Annotated in this window: 25 protein-coding genes; 21 read left to right on the forward strand and 4 right to left on the reverse strand. The window is 50.2% G+C overall.

Annotated features, from left to right (window positions below; genetic code table 11):
- Positions 1-10: 10 nt before the first annotated feature.
- From B9D94_RS06625 to B9D94_RS06635, 3 genes are all read right to left on the reverse strand, one after another.
- On the reverse strand, positions 11-322 hold the full coding sequence (locus B9D94_RS06625) for a YtpI family protein (RefSeq protein WP_148246665.1): 312 nt from the start codon (positions 320-322) through the stop codon (positions 11-13).
- 81 nt (positions 323-403) lie between these two features.
- A complete protein-coding gene (locus B9D94_RS06630; RefSeq protein WP_036643308.1) occupies positions 404-907 on the reverse strand; it encodes a sporulation membrane protein YtrI in 504 nt (167 codons plus the stop codon).
- A 3-nt stretch (positions 908-910) separates the two neighbouring features.
- Positions 911-1,237 (reverse strand): YtrH family sporulation protein, encoded by a 327-nt coding sequence (locus B9D94_RS06635; RefSeq protein WP_006212048.1) that lies wholly within the window; start codon positions 1,235-1,237, stop codon positions 911-913.
- Between the two features lie 177 nt (positions 1,238-1,414).
- On the opposite strand from B9D94_RS06635, the gene B9D94_RS06640 reads away from it, so the two are divergent.
- From B9D94_RS06640 to B9D94_RS06675, 8 genes are all read left to right on the forward strand, one after another.
- Positions 1,415-5,158, forward strand: a complete 3,744-nt coding sequence (locus B9D94_RS06640; RefSeq protein WP_148246666.1) for a DNA polymerase III subunit alpha — start codon at positions 1,415-1,417, stop codon at positions 5,156-5,158.
- Positions 5,159-5,303: 145 nt separating this feature from the next.
- A complete protein-coding gene (locus tag B9D94_RS06645) occupies positions 5,304-5,798 on the forward strand; it encodes a phosphatidylglycerophosphatase A family protein (RefSeq protein WP_006212045.1) in 495 nt (164 codons plus the stop codon).
- Between the two features lie 155 nt (positions 5,799-5,953).
- Complete coding sequence (locus B9D94_RS06650; protein ID WP_006212044.1) at positions 5,954-6,142, forward strand: hypothetical protein; 189 nt, start codon at positions 5,954-5,956, stop codon at positions 6,140-6,142.
- Positions 6,143-6,234: 92 nt separating this feature from the next.
- Positions 6,235-7,128 (forward strand): acetyl-CoA carboxylase, carboxyltransferase subunit beta, encoded by an 894-nt coding sequence (accD, locus tag B9D94_RS06655; RefSeq protein WP_006212043.1) that lies wholly within the window; start codon positions 6,235-6,237, stop codon positions 7,126-7,128.
- The gene (locus B9D94_RS06660) at positions 7,128-8,120 is read left to right on the forward strand and encodes an acetyl-CoA carboxylase carboxyltransferase subunit alpha (RefSeq protein WP_036643304.1); all 993 of its coding nucleotides are present in this window, start codon (positions 7,128-7,130) and stop codon (positions 8,118-8,120) included. The genes accD and B9D94_RS06660 overlap by 1 nt, the downstream gene beginning before the upstream one ends.
- A gap of 120 nt (positions 8,121-8,240) precedes the next feature.
- On the forward strand, positions 8,241-9,668 hold the full coding sequence (pyk, locus tag B9D94_RS06665) for a pyruvate kinase (protein ID WP_006212041.1): 1,428 nt from the start codon (positions 8,241-8,243) through the stop codon (positions 9,666-9,668).
- A 104-nt stretch (positions 9,669-9,772) separates the two neighbouring features.
- Complete coding sequence (locus B9D94_RS06670; RefSeq protein WP_006212040.1) at positions 9,773-10,282, forward strand: acyl-CoA thioesterase; 510 nt, start codon at positions 9,773-9,775, stop codon at positions 10,280-10,282.
- Positions 10,283-10,286: 4 nt separating this feature from the next.
- Positions 10,287-10,679 (forward strand): FxsA family protein, encoded by a 393-nt coding sequence (locus B9D94_RS06675; RefSeq protein WP_148246667.1) that lies wholly within the window; start codon positions 10,287-10,289, stop codon positions 10,677-10,679.
- A 132-nt stretch (positions 10,680-10,811) separates the two neighbouring features.
- Here the strand turns inward: B9D94_RS06675 and ytvI are convergent, their stop codons facing one another.
- Positions 10,812-11,930 carry a sporulation integral membrane protein YtvI gene (gene ytvI / locus B9D94_RS06680; protein WP_006212038.1) on the reverse strand — a complete coding sequence of 373 codons (1,119 nt, stop codon included), beginning with the start codon at positions 11,928-11,930 and terminating at the stop codon, positions 10,812-10,814.
- A 381-nt stretch (positions 11,931-12,311) separates the two neighbouring features.
- On the opposite strand from ytvI, the gene citZ reads away from it, so the two are divergent.
- The 13 genes from citZ (at position 12,312) to pstB (ending at position 26,615) form a co-directional block, all read left to right on the forward strand.
- Positions 12,312-13,424, forward strand: coding sequence for a citrate synthase (gene citZ, locus B9D94_RS06685; protein ID WP_006212036.1), 1,113 nt, complete (start codon positions 12,312-12,314; stop codon positions 13,422-13,424).
- A 143-nt stretch (positions 13,425-13,567) separates the two neighbouring features.
- Positions 13,568-14,860: an NADP-dependent isocitrate dehydrogenase gene (gene icd / locus B9D94_RS06690; RefSeq protein ID WP_006212035.1), complete on the forward strand. Its 1,293-nt coding sequence runs from the start codon at positions 13,568-13,570 to the stop codon at positions 14,858-14,860.
- Between the two features lie 14 nt (positions 14,861-14,874).
- Entirely contained in the window at positions 14,875-15,816 is a 942-nt protein-coding gene (gene mdh / locus B9D94_RS06695; protein WP_006212034.1) for a malate dehydrogenase, read from the forward strand.
- 151 nt (positions 15,817-15,967) lie between these two features.
- Positions 15,968-16,393 (forward strand): hypothetical protein, encoded by a 426-nt coding sequence (locus B9D94_RS06700; protein ID WP_063480362.1) that lies wholly within the window; start codon positions 15,968-15,970, stop codon positions 16,391-16,393.
- A 199-nt stretch (positions 16,394-16,592) separates the two neighbouring features.
- A complete protein-coding gene (locus B9D94_RS06705; RefSeq protein WP_006212031.1) occupies positions 16,593-17,459 on the forward strand; it encodes an SDR family oxidoreductase in 867 nt (288 codons plus the stop codon).
- Positions 17,460-17,886: 427 nt separating this feature from the next.
- Positions 17,887-18,858 (forward strand): bile acid:sodium symporter family protein, encoded by a 972-nt coding sequence (locus B9D94_RS06710; RefSeq protein WP_006212029.1) that lies wholly within the window; start codon positions 17,887-17,889, stop codon positions 18,856-18,858.
- A gap of 25 nt (positions 18,859-18,883) precedes the next feature.
- Positions 18,884-20,698: a two-component system histidine kinase PnpS gene (gene pnpS / locus B9D94_RS06715; RefSeq protein ID WP_148246668.1), complete on the forward strand. Its 1,815-nt coding sequence runs from the start codon at positions 18,884-18,886 to the stop codon at positions 20,696-20,698.
- A gap of 70 nt (positions 20,699-20,768) precedes the next feature.
- A complete protein-coding gene (locus tag B9D94_RS06720) occupies positions 20,769-21,500 on the forward strand; it encodes a response regulator transcription factor (protein WP_040680925.1) in 732 nt (243 codons plus the stop codon).
- Positions 21,501-21,620: 120 nt separating this feature from the next.
- The gene (locus B9D94_RS06725) at positions 21,621-22,793 is read left to right on the forward strand and encodes a methyl-accepting chemotaxis protein (protein ID WP_063480358.1); all 1,173 of its coding nucleotides are present in this window, start codon (positions 21,621-21,623) and stop codon (positions 22,791-22,793) included.
- Between the two features lie 150 nt (positions 22,794-22,943).
- Positions 22,944-23,942, forward strand: coding sequence for a PstS family phosphate ABC transporter substrate-binding protein (locus B9D94_RS06730; RefSeq protein WP_006212025.1), 999 nt, complete (start codon positions 22,944-22,946; stop codon positions 23,940-23,942).
- A gap of 98 nt (positions 23,943-24,040) precedes the next feature.
- Entirely contained in the window at positions 24,041-24,934 is an 894-nt protein-coding gene (gene pstC, locus B9D94_RS06735) for a phosphate ABC transporter permease subunit PstC (protein WP_228029941.1), read from the forward strand.
- Positions 24,935-25,810 carry a phosphate ABC transporter permease PstA gene (pstA, locus tag B9D94_RS06740; RefSeq protein ID WP_006212023.1) on the forward strand — a complete coding sequence of 292 codons (876 nt, stop codon included), beginning with the start codon at positions 24,935-24,937 and terminating at the stop codon, positions 25,808-25,810.
- Positions 25,811-25,859: 49 nt separating this feature from the next.
- Positions 25,860-26,615, forward strand: a complete 756-nt coding sequence (gene pstB / locus B9D94_RS06745) for a phosphate ABC transporter ATP-binding protein PstB (protein ID WP_006212022.1) — start codon at positions 25,860-25,862, stop codon at positions 26,613-26,615.
- The last annotated feature ends 35 nt before the right edge of the window (positions 26,616-26,650 follow it).

The following is a 26,650-nucleotide window of genomic DNA, read 5'->3' on the forward strand; positions in this document are numbered from 1 at the left end:
CTTAATTCACTCAGCTTGCAGTCCGGGAATTCTTCAGCCTGTTGTAATAGGTGCGGCTTCGAAGCCCGGCAAATATATTAAATGCGCCAAGCACCATAAACGCGGCCTCTACAATAACGGCCGGCGTGGAGCCGCTGAACAAAAACATACAGATAAGGGATAGGGAAACCAGCATAATGCCCATGCAGATGTTCATCATGGACATATATAGTCCGCGATCAGCTGGATCGGCCACTCGGCGAGCACGAATACTGTACAGCGCAGCGGCAATTACGGACAAGACAAGGATAATGTACAGGACGTAGTGAATGACGGTTATCATGGAAGGCTCCTTTAGTTCGGCTATGTGCTCACGATGCAGCACAGCATATACGATTCGATCATTTACGATAACGGTATTGTATCATGATATGCTTGACTTTGCATCCAGATGGTCAATGCTGATCCAGATTTGCAGCACACCCTCCATGACCAGCATGGTCTTGATTTGGACTTTGTAATCTTTATCGCGAACGGTGTAAATTTTGTCGCTGAGGAGCGAACGGGTCAGCTTGCTGTCCGTATCGATATCAAACACGTTCCGGCCGCGAAGGGCTGCCAGATCTTCCCCCATGAGTTTTATGATATCCTTGCTGATCACGGGATCAAGAGGGGCTTTGGCGTCTTGCTCGCTGCGGATCTTGATTTCCTTGATGACCGTAGATTGTTTATTGTATTTTTTTAACGAATCGATATCTTCTTTATACTGCGTGATTTGGAGCTGCTGGGCTTGATTCGTTTCCCACAGTTTAGTGTAGCTTGCGTGGTAGATCGAGTTGTAGACGATGCTGCCGACGACCATCCCCAGCACGAAGATGGAAGCAACCTGATAGAAGGGGCGAAAGCGGTGGGCTGGGGGCACTCGCATAGGCTAGCTCCGGCTGGAGCAAACCCATTTTACGAGTTCGCTGCCCATATGCGCTCCGAGAAATGCAAAGCCAAGATATAATATTTGCTTGATCGCAGGGGATAAATTGCCGCCAAGCATATTGCTCTCGATGACGCGCATCGGATCGATGGTGCCTCCGATGGCGGCAGCAAGCGCCCATATCTTGATCCGGTCTGCGACCTCCAGCATGGTATGGGTGGGGGGCTGCAGGGACAGCACGGCACCCACGCCTCCCACCATAGCGCCCCCCAGGACGATGCCGAAGGCTATAAAAAAGTCCAGGATCGCTTTTGATAAAAAAATGCTCATCGCCTCATGTCTCCTCTCTTCTTAGGTGGATATCACGGCAGCCGCCTGTCCACATTCTCCCTAGTCTCATTCTATGGGCGGGCCTAGCATGATTATGATAAAATGGAATAAAGACTTTTAAAGATATTCCCGGGTTGACTATAAATATAAATGTACCGGCGAAAGGAAGGCGTTACGATGAGCTCTTTCGTGCATTTGCACGTGCATAGCGAATACAGTTTGCTCGATGGAGCGGCACGTATCGGTGACCTGGTGCGGGAAGCGGCAGCGCTTGGAATGAAATCGCTGGCGCTGACGGATCATGGCGTGATGTATGGGGCCATTCCATTCTATAAAGCCTGCCTGGCGCAGGGCATTAAACCGATTATTGGCTGCGAAGCCTATATTACGGCGGGTTCCCGCAAGGAACGGGGCAGCCGGAAGGATCAGCCGATCTATCACTTGATTCTGCTCGCCAAGAATGAGGTCGGCTATCGCAATTTAATGAAGCTCTGTTCGATCGGGCATCTGGAGGGTTACCATTACAGACCCCGAATCGATATGGAGGCGCTGGCTGCCCATCATGAAGGCATCATATGCCTCAGTGCTTGCCTGGGAGGCGAGGTCCCGCAGCATCTGCTTCATGGACGTGAAGCGGAAGCCAAGGCAGCAGCGCTTCGTTACCAGGCGATATTCGGAGATGACTATTACCTGGAGCTGCAGGATCACGGGATTCCGGAGCAGAAGCGCGTCAATCCGCAGCTCATCGCCCTCAGCCGTGAGACGGGTATTCCACTCGTAGCTACCAATGATGTGCATTACCTCACGGAGGAAGATGCCGAGGTTCAAGACGTTCTGATCTGTATCGGTACGGGCAAAACGGTGGAGGACGAGGACCGGCTGCAGATCCAGACCAACCAGCTGTATCTCAAGAGCGGCAGTGAAATGGAGCGTCTGTACCCCCATGTGCCGGAAGCGATACAGAATACAGCCAAGATTGCGGACCAATGCAATCTGGAGCTCGAATTCGGCAAATCGATTTTGCCGGAGTACAGCTCTCTCCCCGAGGGAAAGAATGCTGCGGAATATCTGCGCGAGCTTTGCCTGAACGGACTGCAGGAACGCTACGGGATTACGGAACGGTGGCAGGATGAGGCACTTCGGAGTGAGCTGGAGCAGCGTCTGAATTATGAGCTCGGCGTCATCGAGAATATGGGCTTCAGCGACTATTTTCTGATCGTATGGGACTTTATTGCTTACGCCCACAGACAGGGCATCGCAGTTGGGCCCGGCAGGGGCTCGTCGGCGGGAAGCTTGGTCGCCTACACCCTTCAGATTACAAATGTTGATCCGATGAAATATAAATTGTTGTTTGAACGCTTCCTGAACCCGGAGCGGATTACGATGCCCGATATTGATATCGACTTCAGTGACGAGCGCCGGGATGAGGTTATCGATTATGTGGTGGATAAGTATGGGAAGGAGCATGTCGCCCAGATCATCACGTTCGGTACGATGGCGGCAAGGGCGGCTGTACGCGATGTCGGCCGTGCGCTGAATGTGCCGTTCGGGGATGTGGACAAAGCGGCCAAGCTGATTCCTAACCATCTTGGCATCAGTATTGCCAAAGCGATGGAGCAAAGCCCGCAGCTGAAGGAGCAGTACGAAACAAGACCGAAGGTGCGCGAGCTGATCGACATGGCGATGAAAGTGGAAGGTATGCCGCGGCATGCTTCGACGCATGCCGCGGGTATCGTTATTTCACGCGATCTGCTGACGGATGCGGTGCCGCTGCAGGAAGGCAGCGAGAAGACAGCGCTGACGCAGTATTCCATGGAGAATTTGGAGAGCGTGGGCCTTCTTAAGATGGATTTTCTGGGTCTGCGGACGCTGTCCATCATCGAGCGGACGCTGAAATGGATTCAAGAATTGACCGGCGGGGCGCTTGATTTCGAACAGATACCGGATAACGATGGCAACACGTACGAAATGCTGGGGCGCGGCGAAACCACGGGCGTATTTCAGCTTGAGTCCGCAGGTGTAAGGCGGGTGCTGAAAGATCTGAAGCCTTCGGCGTTTGAGGATATCGTATCCGTGGTCGCCTTGTATCGACCAGGTCCGATGGAATTTATACCGAGGTTTATCCAGGTTAAGCACGGCCAGATAGATCCTGAGTACCCTCATGAGGATCTAATTCCAATACTTGGCGATACTTATGGGATCATTGTCTATCAAGAGCAGATCATGCAGATTGCCTCGACGATGGCGGGCTTCTCTCTCGGGGAGGCGGATCTGCTTCGCCGAGCGGTATCGAAGAAAAAGCGCGAGGTGCTGGACCGGGAGCGCAGCCACTTCGTTTCGGGCAGCCTCAAGCTTGGCTATAGCGAGGATGAAGCTAACCGCGTGTACGATATGATTGTGCGGTTTGCGAACTATGGATTTCCACGTGCGCATGCTGCCGCCTACGGCGTACTCGCCTTCCAGACGGCTTATCTGAAGGCACATTATCCGGTTCCATTCATGGCTTCCATGCTGACCGCCGTTATGGGGAGTCACCGGAAGGTTGCAGAATACGTGCTGGAGGCTCGCCGCATCGATATTGAAGTGATGCCGCCCGATGTCAATGAAAGCGGGACATATTTTACGCCGGTTGTAAGCCAGTCTGAATCCGGCAGCCTGGATGAAGGGAGCCATCATTTCACCGAAGGCGGCATTCGCTTTGGGCTTGCAGCCATCAAGAACGTGGGCACCCAGGCGGTTGAGAATATCGTGGAGATACGCCGCGAGAAGCCATTTGAAAGTCTGCTCGATTTTTGCCGCCGCGTAGACCTCCGCGTATGCAACAAGCGCGTGATCGAGTCACTCATCCAGGCCGGGGCCTTCGATTCCTTGCCGGGTCACCGCTCCCAACTGGTGGCCATGCTGGATGAGACGGTGGAAGCAGCTGTGAAGTGGCGTAAAGAGCGGGACGACCTGCAAATTCAGCTGTTTGACTTTGTTGAAGCAACCAATTGGGACATTGAATATCCTGACATCCCGCCTTATACGGCAGGTCAGCAGCTCGAATTCGAGCGTGAGCTTCTGGGTATGTATCTGTCCGGCCACCCGCTGGATGGATATGAAGATACACTGACGGAGTCGGGGGCCGACCGGCTAATGGACCTTCATGAAGCGGCAGACGAATCGATGGCTGCCGTGGCCGGTATGGTGGTTACGCTGAAGACGATTACGACCAAACAGGGCAAAGCGATGGCCTTCATGGAATGCGAGGACCAAATCGAGCGCTGCGAGGTTGTGCTCTTTCCTGAAGTATGGAAACGAAGCGCGCATCTGATTGAAAAAGGCGCCCTGCTCGCCATACGGGCCAAGGTACAGCTGCAGGATGAAGGCTTCAAGCTGCTGGCCGAAGAAGTGGCGCCGCTTGAAGCGCAGACGCTGCGTCAACTGGTCCAGCGGAGCAAGGTCCGTGGAGCAGCAGGCGGCGGCAGGGGCAAAGCCGGGGGACCAGGATCAGGCAGCGGCGGGGCTGGAAGATCGGGTCCGGGTCCGTCAGGAGCACAGCCGGTTTCCACTGCAGTGCCATCGGCAGAGCCGGCCGCGGCACCGGTGAGCACCATGAATGGCGGTGAGACGACCCCGTCTGGAAACGAAGCCGTAAACAACCGCCATGCGTCCGAGAAGGATTCTCGTACAGACACAGCGAATCCTAAGGCTGAGCAGCGCGTGTTTGTGAAAATAACAGCCGATGCCGAGCAATCAGAATTGCTGGTGAAGCTGAAAGAGCTGCTGCAGCGGCACCCGGGACCTGTCGCAACGGTGTTATTTTACGAGCGGAGCCAAAAGGTCCTTGCACTTAGCGATGCCTACCGGATTAAGCCCTCGAAGGAGCTTTTTGCTGAAATGGAGGGCATGCTGGGACAAGATACCGTCAAGGTAAAATGATATCAAAATTTAAGAACGTTTCTAATCCCTCCCGCATACAATTAGGACACTACAGGAAACATTGGCCGAGTATCGCCAGCCCAACAGGCTCTCCACGACATTTAATCCAGTGGGGATTCGGCCAGAGACGCGGGGGGGATTTGTGATGTCAATTGATTTGGCAGAGAGCATGCTCAGCCGTAGGGGAGTCAGCGTAAGCTCCATCGCGGATATTGTGTTTCAGCTTCAGAAGCGATATCATCCGAAATTAACGATCGACCAGTGTGAGGAAAGCGTTCGAGCCGTACTTGGCAAGCGGGAAGTGCAGTATACGCTGTTTACGGGCATTGCGCTTGACGAGCTGGCAGAGAAGAAGCTGCTGCCGGAGCCCTTGCAGTCGATTATGGAACAAGATGAACCGCTCTACGGTGTGGATGAGACCATGGCGCTTGGTGTCACAAGCATTTATGGCATGATCGGACTGACCAGTTTCGGTTATTTGGACAAGGAAAAAATGGGTGTGATTGAGACGTTGAATGATAAATCCGACGGGATCCATGTGTTTTTGGACGATCTCGTTGCAGGTATTGCCGCTGCCGCTTCTTCGCGGATCGCGCATCGAAATCCCGATGCGGCCCTCTACTCTGCGGGTTCTGACTGATTATCGCGAGTGCTGTCGAATGATGCATAAGGGTACAAATTTGGCTTTCAGCCCCCTGCTCTCTTTGTTGAGGTAAAAACTGAAGTATGTTATCATTATCCATTATATCGGCTCAGGATATGCCTGTGGGACGAGATTAGGGGGATCTGAAAGGCATGTGGACGGTAATCTATATTGCGCCAACTGCAAAGGTGGCGGAAATGATCAAGACCAGGCTAACGGAAGAAGGTTTTTTGGTTCAAAGCCGTCCTGTGAATCTTTCCAAACAGCAGTTTGAGATTTTGGTACCCTCCGGAGAGCTTGAGGAAGTACAGGAAGTGTTGAATTCGATATTGCACCCCTAGTTTCACCTGGGTTACATAGCGAAGCAAGTGTACGGATCGGCGAAGTGCTATTTGCGGCGGCCATTCAAATTTACGGCTGGAGAGGTGTAGTTGTGTTTAAAGACTTGTTTCAGAAAAAAAGGAAATACGCAACGATCCCATCGGAACGACTTGGGACAGCGGGGCAGCCTCAGGAAGGCGAACGCCCGAAACGGGAAATTCCAGAAGGTCTGATGAATAAGTGTGCCAAATGCGGCACCATTCAATACAGCAAAGAGCTTGAGAAGAATCTGAAGGTCTGTCAGGAATGCGGACATCACATGCGTCTGAATGCGATAGAACGGATTAGCATGACATTGGATGAGACAGGCTTCGAAGAATTTGATGCCGATATGATCTCGGTGGATCCGCTGCAGTTTCCTGGATATGCAGCCAAGCTGGAGCAGCAGAAGATGAAGTCCGGACTTCATGATGCGGTTATTACCGGTCACGGCTCCATCCTGGGCCAGCCCGTTGTTGTGGCTGTGATGAGCTTTGATTTCTTCACGGGAAGCATGGGCTCCGTCGTAGGGGAGAAAATTACGCGCGCCATTGAGTTTGCAACGGACAAGCGTTTGCCGCTTATTATTTTCTCTACCTCCGGCGGTGCCCGGATGCAAGAAAGTATTCTAAGTTTGATGCAGATGGCCAAAACAAGCGCAGCCCTATCCAGATTCAATGAACTGGGCGGGCTGTACATTTCAGTAATTACGGATCCGACGACCGGCGGCGTATCCGCCAGCTTCGCAACCCTCGGCGATATTAACATTGCCGAACCGGGTGCCGTATTCGGTTTTGCGGGCCGTATCGTTATTGAACAGACCATTCGCCAGAAGCTGCCGGACGACTTCCAGACAGCGGAATTTAATCTGGCACATGGTCAGCTTGACATGGTTATTCATCGGAAAGATATGCGCTCCATGCTTGGCAAGCTGCTGGAGATGCATTCCGTGAAAGGGGGATTCTAATGTCAGGCGAATTGCCTTTTGAAATGCCTCTTGCAGAAATGCGCAAGAAGATTGAAGAACTGAAACAATTCGGACAGGAAAAAGGGATCGATTTCACGGATGAAATCGCCCGCCTCGAAGAACGATATAGCCGATTGGAGGAAGAAATTTACACTTCGATTTCACCTTCCCAAAAAATGCATCTGGCCCGTCACCAGCAACGTCCGACATCGCTTGATCTGATTCAATTGGTCTTCACCGATTTTATCGAGCTGCATGGGGATCGACTCTATGGGGACGATCTCGCAATCGTCGGCGGATTGGCCAAACTTGACGGCATTCCCGTTACGGTGGTTGGTCAGCAGCGCGGCAAAGATACGAAGGACAATATCGCCCGTTTCTTCGGAAGTCCGCATCCGGAAGGCTTCCGCAAAGCCCTGCGACTTATGCAGCAGGCAAACAAATTCAAGCGTCCGATCATCACCTTCATTGATACAAAAGGCGCATATCCGGGTAATACAGCTGAAGAAAGAGGTCAGTCCGAGGCGATTGCCCGTAATTTACGGGAAATGTCGTCTCTTGGAGTGCCTGTTGTTTGTGTGGTCATCGGCGAAGGTGGAAGCGGCGGTGCTCTTGCGATGGCCGTAGGCAACCGTGTGCTGATGCTTGAGCACGCGATTTATTCCGCGATATCCCCTAATGGTGCCGCATCCATTCTGTGGAAGGATGCGTCCAAGGCAGATCAGGCTGCGGAAGCGATGAAGATTACCGCGAAGGATCTGCTCGAAATGGAAGTCATTGAGGAGATCATTCCGGAGCCTAAGGGCGGTGCCCACCGGAACTATGAGGAGACGGCTGCCGCGATCCAAAGCGCCCTCATCAGCCAGCTGAAGGAGCTGTCGGTGATGGACGCCTGTGAGCTTAAGGAAGACCGTTACCGCAAATTCCGCAAGATCGGCGAATTTGACTTTGCGAAGGCCGAAAAGACGGAACAGGAAGACATTATACTGTAAAAGTCTGATGAGTATGTGACGATATGACAAAGTTCCTATACAAATGAGACTTTTTGTAGTAGATTTAGTTGTTGGAAAAAGAGATATAGAGAACCCTTTAATAAACGGAGGAAACCCAAAATGCGCAAAACAAAAATTGTATGTACCATCGGTCCTTCCAGTGAATCGTTGGAAAACACCAAGAAGCTCATTATGGCTGGCATGAACGTGGCTCGTCTGAACTTCTCTCACGGCGACTTCGAGGAGCATGGCAACCGGATTAAAAATATCCGCCAAGCTTGCGAAGAGTTGAACAAAACGGTAGCGATCCTGCTTGATACCAAAGGACCGGAAATCCGTACAGGTAAACTTGAAGTGGAACCGATTGAGCTTGTACAAGATGAATATATCACCCTTACTACCGAGGAAATCCTTGGTGATAAGAATCGTTTGTCCATTACTTACAAAGAGTTGCCGCAGGACGTTCAAGTCGGATCGACGATTTTGATCGATGATGGTCTGATCGGTCTGACCGTAGTGGAGATTGAAGGCACGGAAATCAGATGCCGCATCGTTAATGGCGGAACCATCAAGAGCAAAAAAGGTGTTAACGTACCGGGAGTTGCAATTTCCCTCCCAGGAATTACGGAAAAAGACGCCAACGATATCATTTTCGGGATCGAACAGGGCATCGATTTTATTGCTGCTTCCTTCGTTCGTAAAGCAAGTGACGTGCTTGAAATCCGCGAATTGCTGAAAAGACACAACGGAGAGCACATCCAAATTATCTCCAAAATCGAGAATCAACAAGGCGTTGATAACCTTGACGAAATCCTTGAAGTATCCGACGGTTTGATGGTTGCCCGCGGTGATCTGGGCGTTGAGATTCCTGCAGAGGAAGTTCCATTGGTTCAAAAACGCATGATCGAAAAATGTAACCTGGCAGGCAAACCTGTTATCACGGCTACGCAAATGCTGGATTCCATGCAGCGCAACCCTCGTCCTACCCGTGCGGAAGCAAGTGACGTGGCGAATGCGATTTTTGACGGTACAGATGCCATCATGCTGTCCGGCGAAACGGCTGCAGGTAAATACCCGGTGGAGTCCGTGTTGACTATGTCCCGTATTGCGGAAAAAGCGGAGTCTGCACTGAATTATCGTGAAATGTTCTTGAAACAGCGCATCGCGCAGGATACCAGCGTTACAGAAGCGATCAGCCAATCGGTAGCGATCTCCGCACTCGATTTGAATGCAAAAGCGATCATTTCGTCCACGGAGTCCGGTCAAACGGCTCGCATGGTATCCAAATACCGTCCAGAGGCTCCTATCGTCGCTGTAACGACTCAAGACAGAACGATGAGACGTTTGGCACTGACTTGGGGCGTGACGCCGGTTAAAGGCGAACAGGCTTCTTCTACAGACGAGATGTTTGATTATGCTCTGCAAGGCGGCGTGAAGTCCGGACTTGTTAAAGAAGGCGATCTTGTTGTCATTACAGCAGGTGTGCCGCTTGGCCGTTCCGGTTCTACCAACCTGCTGAAAGTGGATCAAATCCCTGCGCAGAAGTAATTTCGATTAACAGGAATCGCGAGATTCTGAATATAGCCGCATACAAGCAATGGACGATGAACTCTATCGACCATTGCTTTTTGCATAGATAAGGGGTGATGACATTGCCTAGCAAAGACGAATGGAGACCCAGCCGCTGGTACTGGACATCCTTTCGGGTGCGTTATCAGGAAAGTGATCAGATGGGCGTGGTATATCATGCTAACTACTTAAACTGGTTTGAGATGGGTCGAACCGAAATGATTCGTGAATTGGGATTTTCTTATCGCGGAATGGAAGAGGAAGGCGTATTGCTCCCGGTGGTTGACCTTGACATCAAGTACCGCCAGCCAGCCCGATATGATGATTTGGTTACGGTATTCACTCGAATGACTGCTTTCTCTCCGCTTCGAATACACTATGAGTATGAGGTTCGTCTACTGAGTGGGCAGGAGCTGGCTGATTTGGATGCCAGTATGATGTTCCCGGAATCCGGACTTCCCGGTGCATTGTTAACCGCAGGGGCTACCCGTCATGTATGGCTGAACCGTGAGTGGAAGCCGGCTCGACTGGATAAATGCGCTCCAAAGCTGTATGATGCATTGAAGGACACCCTCTTGGGGAGGAAGGAGTAGCTTCATGTTCAAATGGTTGCTGGCAGCATTCATCTTCGTGCCTGTCATTGAAATATTTGGTTTCCAATTCGTTGCGGATCGCGTGGGCGGTATGAATACATTTCTTCTGACATTGCTGACCTCTGCCGTCGGCGTTGCCATGATGAGGTTTGAAGGCCGCAAAGCGATGGAAGATGCCAAACAGAGAATGAATTTAGGTATGGTTCCCGGTGTTTCCATGGCGGATGGCTTATGTATATTTGCAGGTGGAGTACTTCTTATTCTGCCGGGCTTTGTCACTGACATTATCGGATTTACGCTGGTATTTCCACTGACCCGTCCGTTGTACCGAATTTTGCTGCTGAAGTGGATGAAGAAAAATATGAAGAACGGCAAGATTACGATTTTTCGCAGATAAATCCAAAAAAGGCTTCCCCCATATATGACCGGCCCATCAGGGGCCGGTCTATTTATATGGAGCACACTGCACTTACTTGGAGCTCAGCGGCCTGTAAATTACATCTCTCCTCCATGGAGAAGTTAGGGTCAGTTACCTCACCCTGCCCCCGATAATGTAATTCCTGAGATCCTTGAATACATGGGCCCGCCGGAAAGCATCCACAATGACAAGCGAAACCGGACCAATGATCAGACCCAGAATGCCGAACAGCTTCAGTCCGACAAACATGCCGAACAAGGCGGCCAGCGGGTCTAATCCCACGCTGCTGGCAAGCACCTTGGGCTCCATGATCTGCCTGACGATCAGGATGATGCTGTACAGCACTGTCAGTCCGATGCCGAGCGTCAGGTCATCGGACATGAAGGCATACAGCGACCAGGGGATCAGGACGATTCCGACGCCAAGATAAGGGAGAAGATCCACCAATCCTATCAGAAGTCCGATGGCAAAGGCGGAATTGACGCCGAGTGCATACAGCGTGATCATGACGATAAAGGCCGTAATGGATATTAGGATCAGCTGGGCTTTGGCGAATCCGAACAACGCTTTTTTGAGGTCCGAGAAGATATAGGTCATGGGTTTATGGATGACGCCCGGAATCATGCGGAACAGCGCCCGATTATGACGCTCCCAGCTATTGCTGAGAAAGAAGGTGGAGAGCAGGACAACGATGAAAATCGTGCCTAAATTCGGCAGGTAATAAATAATTTGCAGAATTCCGTTAAAAATACCAGTAACCAGGTCGGTCACGGCCGTACCGATGGTTTGTGTAGTGCGGGTCACGTTTTGATTGATGGTTTCATGGTAGTTTGGGTTGTTCTGATAGAAGCGGCCGATCTCATTGACAATATTCTGGAAGCTGTCATTTTGCGTCCAAGAGGTAAGCCAGTCCATCCAGGCGTCGATATGCAGGTTGAAGGACTGGGAGAGGGTGATCAGCTCCTTGACCAGCCTCGTAACAGCTGCAGTCAGAATCAGCAGAGCCGCACCGAAATACAGCAGCAGGGACAATGAGACAGCCACCCAGCGCGGCAGCTTCATGCTCTGCTGGAGCAGGTTGACGCACGGATTCATGGCATAGGCGATGACCCAGGCCAGCAGGAAGGGGTAGAGCAGCGGCAGCAGTACATATATCAAATAGGCAGTCACGAAGATGGAAGACATCACCCACACTCCACGGCCGATGCGTTTGAGCATCAATCGTTCCATTGAATCACACTCCTTTTGCGGCTGACTTCAGGGACGAGCAGAATGGGCTCATTCTATACCTATGCGAGGAGTTTCAATATAAGGATAAAGAGTTCGAAAACGTCCATCTTCATGATTCGACAATGAGAAATATCATAGGTATAATGGAATTGTAAGTGATTTCAAAAAAATGTTTATGGTGTCGATAAAACATTTTGATGCGGCGAATGTCGTCGCTTATGTTCACATATCAGACAAAATCCAGTATGATATGAGAAGGTTTTGTGACTAGGACCATAGCAATTTTTTTGCGTGTTTTTCTTTTTCATCCGACTTCATGAAAATGTTTTCATGAATGTCAAAACCGTTCAGTTTATCCCGATCACAAAGGAGAGATGATGCATGACAGCTACCAAGGGTTTGGAAGGCATTGTAGCTACCACCTCCGCGATTAGTTCGATCGTCGATGGCGTTCTGACCTACCGTGGATATGATATTGACGATCTCGCAGAACATGCAAGTTTTGAAGAGGTAGCCTATCTGCTCTGGTTTGGAAAGCTTCCAAACGCAGAGGAGCTCAAGGCGCTCCAGCAGGATTTGAGCGACTACGCTGCAATTCCGGATGAGCTTATTGAGCAGATCAGATTGTATCCGAAGGACGGCAATACGATGGCTGCGCTTCGTTCCGCTGTATCCGCGCTTGCGCTGTACGACGCAGAAGGCGATGATATGAGCCGTGAAGCGAATGAGAAGAAAGCGGTTAAACTGCAAGCTCAGCTTCCGACTATCATTGCTGCTATCGCTCGTGTGCGTCAGGGCAAGGATCCGGTAGCTCCCAAAGCCGGCGTCTCCATTTCGGAGAACTTCCTGTATATGCTGAGAGGCGAGGATCCTGATCAGACTTCCATCAAGGCGCTGGATCAGGCGCTCGTCCTTCACGCGGATCACGAGCTTAATGCATCCACGTTTGCAGCCCGCGTAACCGTAGCAACACTGTCTGACATATATTCCGGTGTTACTTCTGCCATCGGCGCACTCAAAGGTCCTCTGCACGGCGGTGCGAACGAAGCCGTTATGAAGATGCTGAACGAAGTCGGTTCGCTTGATCGGGCACAGGCTTACATTCAGGAGAAGCTGGACAACCGTGAGAAAATTATGGGTTTTGGACATCGTGTTTACAAAAACGGCGATCCCCGCGCGAAGCATCTGCAAAAAATGTCTCGTGAGCTTGGTGAAATGAAAGGGGATACCACGCTGTATGACATGTCGGTTCTGATCGACGAGACGGTTACAAACCAAAAGGGTCTGAAGCCGAACGTTGATTTCTATTCCGCATCGGTTTATACTCAGCTCGGCATCGAGCAGGAGTTGTTCACACCGATTTTTGCCATCAGCCGCGTATCCGGATGGACTGCGCATATCCTTGAGCAGTATGAAGGCAACCGTATTATCCGCCCGCGTGCAGAGTATACAGGTTTGACCGATCAAAAATATGTGCCGATAGAACTTCGCTAAGTGACTGGCAATCATGTACAATAGGCTAGAGAACCGCTTAAACGTGAGCGAATCGCGGCTGGCGGGTTTCTCTGTGCCTATTCACATGGATTTTTCTGAATGGCTAGAAATAAGAACCATATTCGAAGGAGGAACTCATACTTATGAAATTGGAAAAATTCGCACTACCGACTGAAGGCGACAAAATCACGATTGATAACGGCAGCTTGCAGGTACCTAACAACCCGGTCATCCCTTTTATTGAAGGTGACGGGACGGGCCGTGACATCTGGAAAGCTTCCAAGCGCGTGCTTGATGCAGCTGTGGAGAAAGCATATAGCGGTTCCAAGAAAATTGCCTGGTATGAAGTGTTTGCCGGTGAGAAGGCTTACAATACATACGGTGAATGGCTCCCGAATGATACGCTTGAAGCGATTCGCGAGTACATCGTTGCAATTAAAGGACCTCTTACGACGCCAATCGGTGGCGGTATCCGTTCCTTGAACGTTGCTCTTCGCCAAGAGCTGGATCTGTACACTTGCTTGCGTCCTGTTCGTTACTTTACAGGCGTGCCATCCCCGGTAAAACGTCCAGAGCTGGTTGACATGGTTATTTTCCGTGAGAATACAGAGGATATCTATGCAGGTATTGAATATAAAGAAGGTTCCGAAGAAGTGAAGAAAGTGATCAAGTTCCTTCAAGACGAGATGGGAGCGAACAAAATCCGTTTCCCGGAAACGTCCGGTATCGGCATCAAGCCTGTATCCGCTGAAGGTTCCAAGCGTCTTGTTCGTGCAGCTGTGGAATATGCAGTTAAGCATGGACGTAAGTCCGTTACGCTGGTTCACAAAGGCAACATCATGAAATTTACGGAAGGTGCCTTCAAAAACTGGGGTTATGAAGTAGCTGAAGCTGAATTTGGCGATAAAGTATTCACTTGGGCTCAATACGACATCATCAAGGATCAAGAAGGCGTCGATGCGGCTAACGCTGCTCAGAAGGCAGCTGAAGATGCTGGCAAAATCATCGTAAAAGATGCGATTGCTGATATCGCGTTGCAGCAAGTTCTGACACGTCCAACCGACTTTGATGTGATCGCAACGCTGAACCTGAACGGTGACTATCTCTCCGACGCACTGGCTGCACAAGTTGGCGGTATCGGTATCGCTCCAGGTGCTAACATTAACTATGTAACAGGACATGCGATTTTCGAAGCGACTCATGGTACTGCTCCGAAATATGCTGACAAAGACGTGGTGAACCCAGGCTCCGTTATCCTGTCCGGCGTTATGCTGCTTGAGCATTTAGGATGGCAGGAAGCGGCTGACCTGATCTACAAAGGCATGGAAACATCCATCAACAACAAAACCGTGACTTATGACTTCGCTCGCCTCATGGAAGGCGCTACAGAAGTAAAATGCTCCGAGTTCGCAGACGAAATCATTAAAAACCTGTAAGGAGGAGAGACATCGTGGCAATTACTCGTAAAAAGATTACGGTAGTAGGTGCTGGCTTTACTGGTGCGACGACCGCGCTGATGCTTGCTCAAAAGGAACTGGGTGATGTGGTTCTGCTCGATATTCCACAGCTCGAGAACCCAACCAAAGGTAAAGCTCTGGACATGCTGGAAGCAAGCCCGGTTCAAGGATTTGACAGCAACATTGTCGGTACATCCAACTATGAGGATGCAGCAAATTCCGATATCGTTATCATTACAGCTGGTGTAGCTCGTAAGCCGGGCATGAGCCGCGACGATCTCGTTAACACGAATGCAGGAATTGTGAAATCGGTATGTGAGAACGTGAAGACTCACGCTCCGAACTCGACGGTCATCATCTTGAGTAATCCGGTGGATGCCATGACGTATGTGGCATATAACACACTTGGATTTCCCAAGAACCGCGTTATCGGTCAGTCCGGCGTATTGGATACAGCCCGCTACTGCACATTCATCGCACAGGAGCTGAACGTATCCGTTGAGGATGTGCGCGGATTTGTTCTTGGCGGTCATGGCGATGACATGGTCCCTCTCGTTCGCTATTCCAGTGTCGGCGGTATTCCGATCGACACATTGATTCCCGCCGAGCGGATTGAAGCGATTGTACAGCGCACTCGCGTTGGCGGCGGCGAGATCGTTAACCTGCTGGGTAACGGCAGTGCGTACTATGCCCCGGCGGCATCTCTTGTGCAGATGACGGAAGCAATTCTGAAGGACAAGAAGCGGATTATTCCGGTTATTGCTCTCTTGGAAGGCGAGTACGGCTATGACAACCTGTTCATGGGTGTGCCTGCCATCCTCGGGGGAGACGGCATCGAGAAGATATTTGAGCTCGAGCTGACTGCTGAAGAGAAAGCTGCACTGGATAAATCTGCTGAATCTGTACGCAATGTGACGGCGGTTGTGACTCTGTAACTGAATCACGCTTCACAGAATCGTCTAAAAATGCAGTCCCGTCCCGTTTCCAGGGGCGGGATTGCTTTTCTTTGGATGATCTGTCCAGTATAATAAGGACGATGACGTGTATGTAACAATAATCACACTAATGACTTTGGAGGAATTATTTATGTGGAACGTGACATTTTTTCTGCATATGGTCGGTACGGCGGCGCTAGGATTTTACTTGATCCTGCCGTTTGTTGTTGGCGGTATTCAGAAGCTGTCTCTCGGTGCTCAAGAAGGAGCTATTAATACGATTCGGGTAACGAATCGATTTGCTCAGTATGGTTTGGTCATTCAGCTGTTGACTGGCGGATACTTGATGTCTCAAGGGGACTATTCACCTGCCTGGATGATTATTGTAACGATCCTGCTTCTGGCTATGTTTGCGGTAGGGGGCATTATGAGCAAACCGCTGAAGAATGCGCTTGCAGGAATCCGCGAGAAGCGTGAAGTGAAGGAAGAAACAAGCAAGCTGGGTACGCTTAGCGCTCTTCTGGCCTTGCTGCTTTTGGTTATGATTTTCTTCATGGTGTTCAACCATATCATCTAAGAACAGCTACATACGAGAAGAAAACCGCCCGGTGAATCGGGCGGTTTTTTTGTTGAAAGAAAACACTGTACAACGTTTGATCCTGATCAATATGGGTAAAAAACAATAGCGAGAGGCTTTTTAGGAGTATAAAGAGCCGTGTCGTACACATCCTAAGAATGGTTGTTTGAGATACTGACCTGAAAGGAGAAATGTTCATATGCCACAAGATCAACCAAAGCAAACATTGCCGCCCCAGCATCAGGATCACAGGCCAGGAACGGAATCGGAGATGCACCCGAAACCGGAATTCGAGAGTAATGAATACAAAGCTGCCGGTAAATTGCAAGGCAAGGTAGCCTTGATCACCGGTGGTGACAGCGGCATTGGCCGTGCGGTAGCCGTGCATTATGCCAAGGAAGGTGCGGACGTATCCATTGTGTACCTGAGCGAGCACAAGGATGCCGAAGAAACGAAGCGTCAGGTGGAGCAGGAAGGACGTAAGTGCTTGCTGATCTCCGGTGATGTTGGCGATGATGCTTTTTGCCGCGATGCCGTGACCGAAACGGTAGAGAAGCTTGGGAAACTCGATATTCTCGTAAATAATGCAGCGGAACAGCATCCTCAGAAGAAAATTGAGGACATTTCGAAAGAACAATTAGAGCGGACCTTCCGAACAAACATATTCGGGATGTTCTATCTGACACAGGCGGCCATGCCGCATCTGTCCAAGGGAAGCTCGATTATTAATACGACCTCCATCACGGCTTACCGGGGAAGCCCGCAGCTGCTGGATTATGCATCCACCAAGGGAGCCATTGTAGCCTTTACGCGCTCGTTGTCGATGAACATCGTTGAGCAAGGGATTCGGGTAAACGCTGTAGCCCCAGGACCGATCTGGACGCCGCTGATCCCTTCAACTTTCCCAGAGGACCAGGTGAGTGAATTCGGCGCAACCCAGCCGATGAAGCGCCCGGGTCAACCGGAAGAACTGGCTCCGGCTTATGTATATCTGGCATCAACAGACTCCTCCTATGTGAGCGGTCAAGTGATTCACGTCAATGGCGGTGAAGTGATTAACGGATAAGTCACTTGTATCTGTTACGAGAGACTTCGAGCATACATTTCTAGAATAAAACAGCGAACATCCAGGACTTCAGCCTGGATGTTCGCTGTTTTCATGTGATTGATGATTCGGATAATCAGACGCTTCTGAAACCGCTCGGAAGAACGCCGGTATCCCGGATCTCTCTGATTTCGTCCAGGGTCAATATATGCTAGATTCATAGATTGGTATGGTTGATACAACGGGAGAGATCGACACATTTTTATCGGAGCATGGATGATATGGAATCTGGCACTCCGGATAGCGATCTGGTACTTGCTGGCTAAAGGGCCTGCTTACGTAGTCACAATGAATTCGCATGATCTTATTTCGAATTTTCGTTGCGGATCAGAACACTCCGGTTTATGATGAAAGTCAAATACGTCAATTCAGTCATAGGAGGAAACAGGTGAGAAGTTTTGGATTGGCTTTTGCAGCTTGGTTTGAAAAGTACACCTTTCTGCTGATTCCCGGCTCGCTGGTGCTTGGCTGGCTGCTCTCGGATTATTTGCTGGATTTTGTACACTGGATCCCCTATTTGTTTGGTTATATTACATTGATCATGGCTCTTGGCTGCGGCATCCGACATTTGCAAGGTGTTCTAAAAAAGCCCTTTGCCGTCATACTGACGCTGCTGCTCGCCCATGCGGCGGCTCCGGTGCTTGCTTACGGACTGGGTTCTGCCGTATTCGGAGCACAGTCCGACTATACGATAGGTCTGCTGTTATTCGCCATCATTCCACTGGGGATATCCTCGGTGATGTGGGTGGGAAGCTCCGGCGGGAGCGTTCCGTTCATATTAGCTGTTGTAGTGCTGGATACTATACTGAGTCCGCTGGTTGTGCCAGCATTGATGGACATGTTTATCGGGGATGCTCTGGTTACATGGAACTCTTCTGAACTGATTCTGGATTTGTTGACCATGGTGGTACTGCCGACACTGATCGGAGTGATGCTGTACGAAGTATCGAAAGGGCGGATGAAGGACTGGTCAGCTCCGGTGACACAGCCGATATCCAAGCTGTTTTTCATGCTGGTGGTTATGCTCAATGCGGCAGCCATCGCTCCCCATGCAGCTGGCATGAAGGATGAGATGCTGGTGGTTATACCGGTTGTCCTTACGCTGATTGTGATATGTTATCTGCTTGGGTATTTTGGCTCGTATGTGATGCTTGGACCGACCCAGGAAATGCAAATCACATTTACATATGCTTCAGGAATGCGTAATATATCTCTCGGGATGGTGCTTGCGACATCTTATTTCTCACCGCAGGCTTCGATCCCGGTTGTACTGGGCATTATGTTTCAACAGCCGGCCGCAACGGTTATTCATGCGCTGTTTCATAGAAGGCGGACGCGGGCGGTAATATATCCAAAATGATTATGCAGCAGAAAGAGGAGAGACCATGAGGCAGTATCGCAACCGCTTGACCCTGATTATGCTTACTTTAATTGGACTATCCATGCTTGCAGCGGGCCTGGCTATGGTGACCGTGTTCAAACAGTCGCATATTCAGCTGCTCGAGGACAATATGGTTCGGGAAATCAGGCTTCTGCAGACCATGATGGAGTTTCCGGCTACGGACTATCCGGATGCCTTATCGTATTATACCGAACGATCGAAACAACTGGAGGAGTTGTCCGACGCTCGAGTCACTTTTATATTGAAGGATGGGACGGTTATCGGGGATTCGGAGAGCGATCCGCTAACCATGGATAATCATGCCTATCGTGAGGAAATGCTTCAAGCGGTGAAGGAAGGCCGCGGCAGCACCATCCGCCGGAGCAATACCCTTCAGCAGGACATGCTGTACGTTGCACTTCCTGTTCAGGCAGGGGAGAACTTTGACGGGTTCGTCCGATTGTCTGTCAGCCTGAAGGAAGTTGATCAGGGAGTCAGACAAGGCTGGACGGTTATGGGGATCGGCCTGCTGGTGTTGTTTCTGATTGCTGCCTTGGTGAGTTACCGTGTTGCCAAGGGTTTAACCTCACCACTGGAAAAAATAACGCGCGTAGCCAGACGGATATCGCGCCTTGAGTATGATGCGAGGGTGAAGATTCACCGTCAGGATGAGATTGGCCAATTGGCACAAGCCATTAACGCCATGGCTGACAGCCTGCAAACCCAGCTGCGCACCATAAGGGATAATGAGGATTTGCTGCAAAGTGTTCTGAACAATATGACGGGCGGCATCGTTATGGTGAACAGGGCAGGTCAGATCATTCTCGTCAACCGGGCTGCCGAGAAAATGCTGGGTATTGATGCCGAAGTGATTACCGGCAAATCATACCGTGAGCTCAAGCAGCATTATGAGTTGACGAAATTGATGGAGGAAGGACTTGAGAGTAAGGAAGATTTTCATGAGGAGCGCAATCTTTATTATCCGGTCGAAGCCATTATCCGGTTGGATGGGGTGACGATGAGGCAGGAGGAGGAAGAGGACTCCTATCGCGGAATGCTGTTCCTGCTGCAGGATGTAAGTGATATCCGCAGGCTTGAACGCATGCGGAGCGAATTCGTAGCCAACGTGTCCCATGAGCTGAAGACCCCGCTTGCCGCGGTCAAAGGGTTTGCTGAAACACTGCTCGGGGGTGGAGTTACAGATGAGAAGACCTCGCGATCCTTCCTCCAGATTATATACGACGAGTCCGAACGGCTGAACCGGCTGATCGGCGACATCCTGGAGCTGTCCAAAATCGAATCCAAGCGAATCCAGATGGATTACTCGCCGATTCACCTGTCGGTGTTCTTTGATACGATATCGGAAATGATGCGTACAGTGGCTGAGAAGAAGCGGATCACCCTGGAGCTGGATATTCCGGAAGAGTTGTTTATGGAGGGGGATGAGGATAAACTTCGTCAGATTTTCATGAATCTGCTCTCCAATGCAATTAATTATACGCAGGAAGGCGGACGAGTAAAATTAACCGCGCGTGAACAGCATAATAACGGCAGTGCCGATGATATGGTGGAGTTCGTGGTGACGGATTCCGGGATCGGGATTCCCAAAAAAGATCTTCCTCGCATATTTGAACGATTCTACCGGGTGGATAAAGCACGCTCACGCGGATCAGGCGGAACCGGGCTTGGACTATCCATTGTTAAGCATCTTGTGGATCTTCATCACGGCACCATCAAGGTGGAGAGCGAGCTCGGCACCGGAAGTTCCTTCATCATTGATCTTCCGGTATTGCAGGAAACGGACGAAACAGGAAGTTAACACTCCGTTAACATTCTGTTGATATACTTGCATAAGCAGTCCAATTATCTAGATAAGGGCGGGGGTAACATTGAGTCAACGCATGCTTGTTATCGAAGATGAGCCGACACTTTCTCGGCTGTTGTCTTACAATCTCACGCAGGAAGGATTTCAAGTCGAGGTAGAGGAGCACGGCACTGCAGGCTATGAGAAAGCAGCCAATCATGAGTATGATCTGATCCTGCTGGATGTCATGCTGCCTGGAATGAATGGCTTTCAGATTTTAGAGAAGCTGCGCGGCAGCGGAATCACTACGCCGATCATTATTCTGACTGCGAAGAACGCCGAAGAGGAAGTTGTTCAAGGTCTGAAGATGGGAGCGGATGACTATATCACGAAGCCATTTGGGGTATCCGAGCTGCTGGCGCGTGTGTCCGCGGTCATGCGCAGGGTTTCGGGCCATGTGGAAGAGGTAAAGACGCCTGACCAGCAGGGTAATGTCATTTCACTGGGACAGCTGGAAATCTACCCTGAGAAATATGAGGTGCGGCTGGGCGGTCAGAGCATCAATCTCCGACCGAAAGAATTTGAAGTACTGCTCTATCTGGCCAAAAAACCGGGCGTTGTGTTAACAAGAGATGATCTCATGAACGTGGTCTGGGGTTTTGATTATATCGGCGGACAGCGAACCGTGGACGTTCACGTAAGTTCACTTCGCAAGAAGCTTGAGCTTGATCCTGAATCCGTGCACATAGACTCCATACGCGGAGTTGGCTATAAACTGGTTGTTAATCCGAAAAAAGGCTCCCATCATTCGATTTGAAATGATGAGGAGTCTTTTTTAGGTTTTTTGTTTACATTGCCTTAATATTTTGAGTAAATTCTCCTAATACTAGTCCAGTAAGATGCGTCTAAAGGACCAGATTAAAAGGGGTGAGGGCGCATGACATTGCTTCAAACCAAACCGGCACAATCAGCAGTAGTAGAAGTACAAGCGGAAGCGGCATTCGAGAGCCGATTAACAACGGAGCCTGAAGCAGGTGCATCATATCGGCAGTACATAAGAAAGGTCCCTATTATCCGGGAGAGTGAATCTTGCCTGGACGTGCTGAATATGTTCGCGAAGGACCCGTCCATCCCTTGTGTTATTTACTGCAATGAGGAGGACAGGCCGTCAGGTCTGATCATGCGAGATGTTTTTTACCAGCGCATGATGGGCAGGTTCTCCGTAGATTTGTATTATACGAGGCCAGCCTTTCGGTTTGCTGACCATCACCCGATGAAGATCGACATGTCGGAGAGGGTAGGATCCCTGCTTCAAATGGCTTTGGAGCGTCCGGATTCAAAATTCTACGACTGTGTCCTGTTAACGGATGGGGATCGGCTTGCAGGGGTGCTGACTGTCCGGGACCTCATGCGTCTGTCCAGCGGTCTTCAAGCCGAGGCCGAAGAGAAGCGGGAATTGATTTTGCAGGAAAGTTACCGCCATACGCATAATATACAATCCTCGTTAACCGAGGTCAGAGAGGCAGCAGCGAAAACAAGTTCCGAATGCAAACAGATGAGGGAATGGTCCCATACCGGGAAAGAGAAGCTGGAACTTGTCAGAACCTCATACCTTGGGCTTGTCGATGATATGACCAAGCGTGAAGGACAAGCTTCTGAGCTCGTCCAGAATGCAAGCCGCATATCCTCTATCACAGGAATGATTACGGAGCTTGCGAATCAAAGCAGCCTGCTCGCCATGAATGCCTCGATCGAAGCTGCACATGCAGGGGAGCACGGACGGGGATTTCAAGTGGTTGCGGTAGAGGTGCAGTCGCTTGCCAAGCAGACACGAAAGCTCTCAGGCGATATATCCGAGCTGCTGCAGCACATCGAGCGGCTCGCAGCGGATACAGCCGAAGGTGCCGTATCTTCGCTGAGAGAAATCCAATCATGCGAGAGTCATGTGAGTGAAGGCAGTCAGATGTTCCATGAAATGGAGACGACCGTTCATGAGATAGAGATATCCGGCAATCGGGTTTATCAACTGGCAGAGGAAACGGTCCAGCGCGTGGAGCGGGTCAAATTAGAGCTTGCAGGAATGAGCAACAGCGATGTTTCAACAACGTAAGTGTCGAAATCTATGTCTATGATTCTAGTTTTTTTTGAGATTTTACACAGAGTTTACATTTCTCAGAAACTGTTATTACATTACAGGATTATTATCAATATTGTGAGTAGGAAAGTAGAGACAACAACCATTTTGAAGGAGTGGATTCGTTTGTTTAGAAAATGGGGTCGTAAACCAGCAGGTATTCTGGTATTGGTGTTAATGCTGAGCACGCTTCTGGCAGCATGTGGCGGAGGTACTTCCGGCAGTGCTACAGGGGAAAATACAGACAATGGTTCAGCACAGCAAAACGAAGAGAACACAACAGCTTTGACAGGTACAATTGAAATTGACGGCTCAAGCACACTGCATCCTTTGACCGAAGCGATTGCTGAAGAGTTCGGTGCAGCAAACCCGGATGTTCGTATTCCGATTGGAACAGGCGGAACAGGTGCTGGCTTTAAACGCTTTAACAGCAGTGAAATCGCAGTGGCCAATGCTTCCCGTCCAATTAAAGATACCGAAGCAGAAGAAGCAAAAGCCAACGGCATTGAGTATCACGAAGTTCTGGTAGCCTATGACGGATTGTCCGTTGTTGTTAACCCTAGCAATGAATTTGTAGATAAACTCACCGTGGATGAGCTCAAAAAAATCTATGAACCAAACAGCACCGTGAAAACATGGGCTGACGTTCGCGAGGGATGGCCCGCAGAAGAAATTAAAATCTACTCGCCAGGTACGGATCACGGAACATTCGATTACTTCACCGAAGCGATTAATGGTGAAGCACAGTCAAGCAGAAATGATAAGCAAATTACGTTCAGTGCCGATACAAACGCAGTTGTTCAAGGCGTTGCCGGTGACAAGAACTCCATTGGATACTTTGGATTCTCCTTCTATGAAGAGAACCAAGACAAGTTGAAACTGGTTCCGATTGATAACGGAACAGCTACCGTAGCTCCAAGCATCGAAACGATCAAGGATAACAGTTACGCTCCATTGTCCCGTCCGCTGCTGCTCTATGTGAATGACAAAGAGCTTGAGCGTCCAGAAGTGAATGCGTTCATGAACTTCTACCTTGAAAATGCCGCTAGTCTTGCTGGCGAAGTTGGATTCGTACCACTTCAAGATGACCAGTATCAAGAAGAAATAGACAAGTTGGCAAAATAATTAAAGACTAGATGCCCGGAGGGTTCCCTCCGGGCGACCCATAGAAAGGGAAGAGGAGAATGAACAAAACTTCACCCGTGGCGGGAAGCACTAAAAGCATGACATTCCGTCGAAGCAAAACACGCATCTCAGATAAAATCATTCCAGTTCTGCTCGGCTTGTGTGCCATGCTTTCGGTGCTTACCACCATCGGTATTGTATATACGCTTCTACAGGAATCCGTGATCTTCTTTAAGGAAGTGCCGGTATGGTCCTTCTTGACAGGAACGACATGGAGTCCAATTCTCCCTCCAAAAGAATTCGGCGTGCTGCCCTTGCTGGGCGGCACATTGCTGATTACAGGCATTGCGGTCTTATTCGCAGTGCCTATCGGCTTGGCATGCGCTATTTATCTCAATGAATACGCTCCTGCCCGGGTTCGGGGGGTTGTAAAGCCAGTACTTGAAGTATTGGCCGGTGTACCGACGATTGTATATGGATACTTTGCGCTCGAAACGGTAACGCCATTCCTTCAGAAGATTTTTCCCAACATGGGTATATTCAACGCCCTTAGTGCCGGTATTGTGGTCGGGATCATGATCCTGCCGATGATATCGTCACTAAGTGAGGATGCCATGCGAGCTGTACCGAAGAGTTTGCGTCATGGCGCTTATGCGCTGGGAGCTACCCGGTTTGAGGTTGCGCTGAAAATTGTGCTGCCTGCTGCTCTATCGGGCGTAGTGTCATCCTTTGTATTGGCGTTCTCGCGAGCGATTGGCGAGACAATGATCGTAACGGTGGCTGCCGGTGCAACCCCGCAGCTGACACTGAATCCGCTGGAAAGCATTCAGACGATGACTTCTTATATTGTTCAAGTAAGTATGGGTGACGTTCCGCGCGGAACGATCGAATACGGTACGATTTTTGCAGTAGGTCTGACTTTGTTTGTCATCACCTTCTTGCTTAATATACTGGCGCAGTGGGTCGCTCGCCGTTTCAGGGAGGAATACTAGATGGAACAATTAAATCTGGGGGATAGCAAAGGTATCAACCGGAGACGTCGAAGTGACCAGACGCTGCATATTATTTTTCTGGCTTGTACCAGCATTGGTATTCTGGCCTTGATGGCTTTGATTGTTACGATTGTGATGGATGGCGTTCACAGGCTCTCACCGGAGCTGTTCACCAACTTTCCGTCACGAATTGCGGATAAAGCTGGCTTGAAATCGCCGATTGTCGGCACGATTTACCTGCTGCTGCTCATGGCGCCGCTGTCCTTTATACTGGGTGTGGGTGCGGCAATCTTTCTTGAAGAGTATGCGGGACGCAGCCGCTGGGTTCGGCTGATTCAGTTGAATATCAGTACGCTTGCAGGGGTTCCTTCTATTATATACGGTATCCTGGGTCTTGCGATTTTTGTGCGTGGGATGAACCTTGGCCGCAGTCTGCTCTCAGGGGTATTAACGATGACCTTACTCGTGCTTCCGATTATTATCGTTGCGGCTCAGGAGGCGCTTCGTGCCGTACCTAAGAATCGGCGGGACGCTTCGTATGCCCTTGGGGCAACGAAATGGCAAACGGTATCCAGCGCCGTGCTGCCTTCAGCGATTCCAGGAATTATGACCGGGGTTATCCTGGCCTTGTCTCGCGCGATCGGCGAAACCGCGCCGCTGATTATGATTGGTGCTTTAACGTACGTGGCCTTCTTGCCGGAGAATCTGCTTGATTCGTTTACTGTCATGCCGATCCAGATCTTTAACTGGGTATCAAGACCAAGTGAGGCTTTCCACGAGCTGGCAGCTTCGGGTATCATTCTGCTCCTCATCATGCTGTTCATTATGAACATTGCAGCCGTGTGGATCCGGAATAAGTATTCGAAGAACATCTAAGAGAGGCTATAAGCAGATCTAATCGTGAAAAAGGAGACATGAATAAGATATGGAATCCATCATACAAATTGAGAAACTAAACCTTTATTATGACACGTACCACGCCCTGAAAAATGTAGATCTGGACATTCCGGAGAAAACCGTGACGGCATTCATCGGACCGTCCGGCTGCGGTAAATCCACTCTGCTGCGTACGTTGAACCGGATGAACGATATGATTCCCTCCACCCGGATTGAAGGCAGCGTGCAAATTGGCGGGACGGAAATTTACAGCGAAGAGGTTCACGTTGAAGCATTGCGCAAACAGGTAGGCATGGTATTTCAGCAGCCGAATCCGTTTCCTAAATCAATCTATGATAACATCGCGTACGGGCCGCGTCTGCATGGCATCCGCAACAAAGCCCAGCTAGATCAAATCGTGGAACAGAGCCTGAAACAAGCCGTTCTGTGGGATGAGGTCAAAGATTATCTCAAGCGCTCGGCTTTGAGCCTCTCTGGCGGCCAGCAGCAGCGTCTGTGCATTGCCCGGGCGCTTGCCGTGCAACCGGATATTCTGCTGATGGACGAAGCAACATCGGCGCTTGACCCGATCTCAACGCTGAAGATTGAAGAGCTGGTACAAGAGCTGAAGAGCAACTACACCATTGTCATGGTAACGCACAACATGCACCAGGCTGCCCGTGTATCCGGGCAGACGGTATTTTTCCTGAATGGTGAAGTGGTAGAATCCGCAAACACCGATACACTGTTTTCTACACCATCCGATGCGCGTACCGAGGACTATATTTCGGGCCGCTTCGGGTAATGATTCAATATCGAAATGATCTTTCTTAAAAGCAG

This window comes from Paenibacillus sp. Cedars (assembly GCF_003184205.1).
GTDB classification, from domain to species: Bacteria; Bacillota; Bacilli; order Paenibacillales; family Paenibacillaceae; genus Paenibacillus_AQ; species Paenibacillus_AQ glucanolyticus.

Coding starts and splice junctions, on each gene's coding strand:
- B9D94_RS06625 (WP_148246665.1), bottom strand. CDS start 322: ATGATAACCGTCATTCACTACGTCCTGTACATTATCCTTGTCTTGTCC.
- B9D94_RS06630 (WP_036643308.1), bottom strand. CDS start 907: ATGCGAGTGCCCCCAGCCCACCGCTTTCGCCCCTTCTATCAGGTTGCT.
- B9D94_RS06635 (WP_006212048.1), bottom strand. CDS start 1,237: ATGAGCATTTTTTTATCAAAAGCGATCCTGGACTTTTTTATAGCCTTC.
- B9D94_RS06640 (WP_148246666.1), top strand. CDS start 1,415: ATGAGCTCTTTCGTGCATTTGCACGTGCATAGCGAATACAGTTTGCTC.
- B9D94_RS06645 (WP_006212045.1), top strand. CDS start 5,304: ATGTCAATTGATTTGGCAGAGAGCATGCTCAGCCGTAGGGGAGTCAGC.
- B9D94_RS06650 (WP_006212044.1), top strand. CDS start 5,954: ATGTGGACGGTAATCTATATTGCGCCAACTGCAAAGGTGGCGGAAATG.
- B9D94_RS06660 (WP_036643304.1), top strand. CDS start 7,128: ATGTCAGGCGAATTGCCTTTTGAAATGCCTCTTGCAGAAATGCGCAAG.
- pyk (WP_006212041.1), top strand. CDS start 8,241: ATGCGCAAAACAAAAATTGTATGTACCATCGGTCCTTCCAGTGAATCG.
- B9D94_RS06675 (WP_148246667.1), top strand. CDS start 10,287: ATGTTCAAATGGTTGCTGGCAGCATTCATCTTCGTGCCTGTCATTGAA.
- ytvI (WP_006212038.1), bottom strand. CDS start 11,930: ATGGAACGATTGATGCTCAAACGCATCGGCCGTGGAGTGTGGGTGATG.
- citZ (WP_006212036.1), top strand. CDS start 12,312: ATGACAGCTACCAAGGGTTTGGAAGGCATTGTAGCTACCACCTCCGCG.
- icd (WP_006212035.1), top strand. CDS start 13,568: ATGAAATTGGAAAAATTCGCACTACCGACTGAAGGCGACAAAATCACG.
- B9D94_RS06700 (WP_063480362.1), top strand. CDS start 15,968: ATGTGGAACGTGACATTTTTTCTGCATATGGTCGGTACGGCGGCGCTA.
- B9D94_RS06705 (WP_006212031.1), top strand. CDS start 16,593: ATGCCACAAGATCAACCAAAGCAAACATTGCCGCCCCAGCATCAGGAT.
- pnpS (WP_148246668.1), top strand. CDS start 18,884: ATGAGGCAGTATCGCAACCGCTTGACCCTGATTATGCTTACTTTAATT.
- B9D94_RS06725 (WP_063480358.1), top strand. CDS start 21,621: ATGACATTGCTTCAAACCAAACCGGCACAATCAGCAGTAGTAGAAGTA.
- pstC (WP_228029941.1), top strand. CDS start 24,041: ATGACATTCCGTCGAAGCAAAACACGCATCTCAGATAAAATCATTCCA.
- pstA (WP_006212023.1), top strand. CDS start 24,935: ATGGAACAATTAAATCTGGGGGATAGCAAAGGTATCAACCGGAGACGT.
- pstB (WP_006212022.1), top strand. CDS start 25,860: ATGGAATCCATCATACAAATTGAGAAACTAAACCTTTATTATGACACG.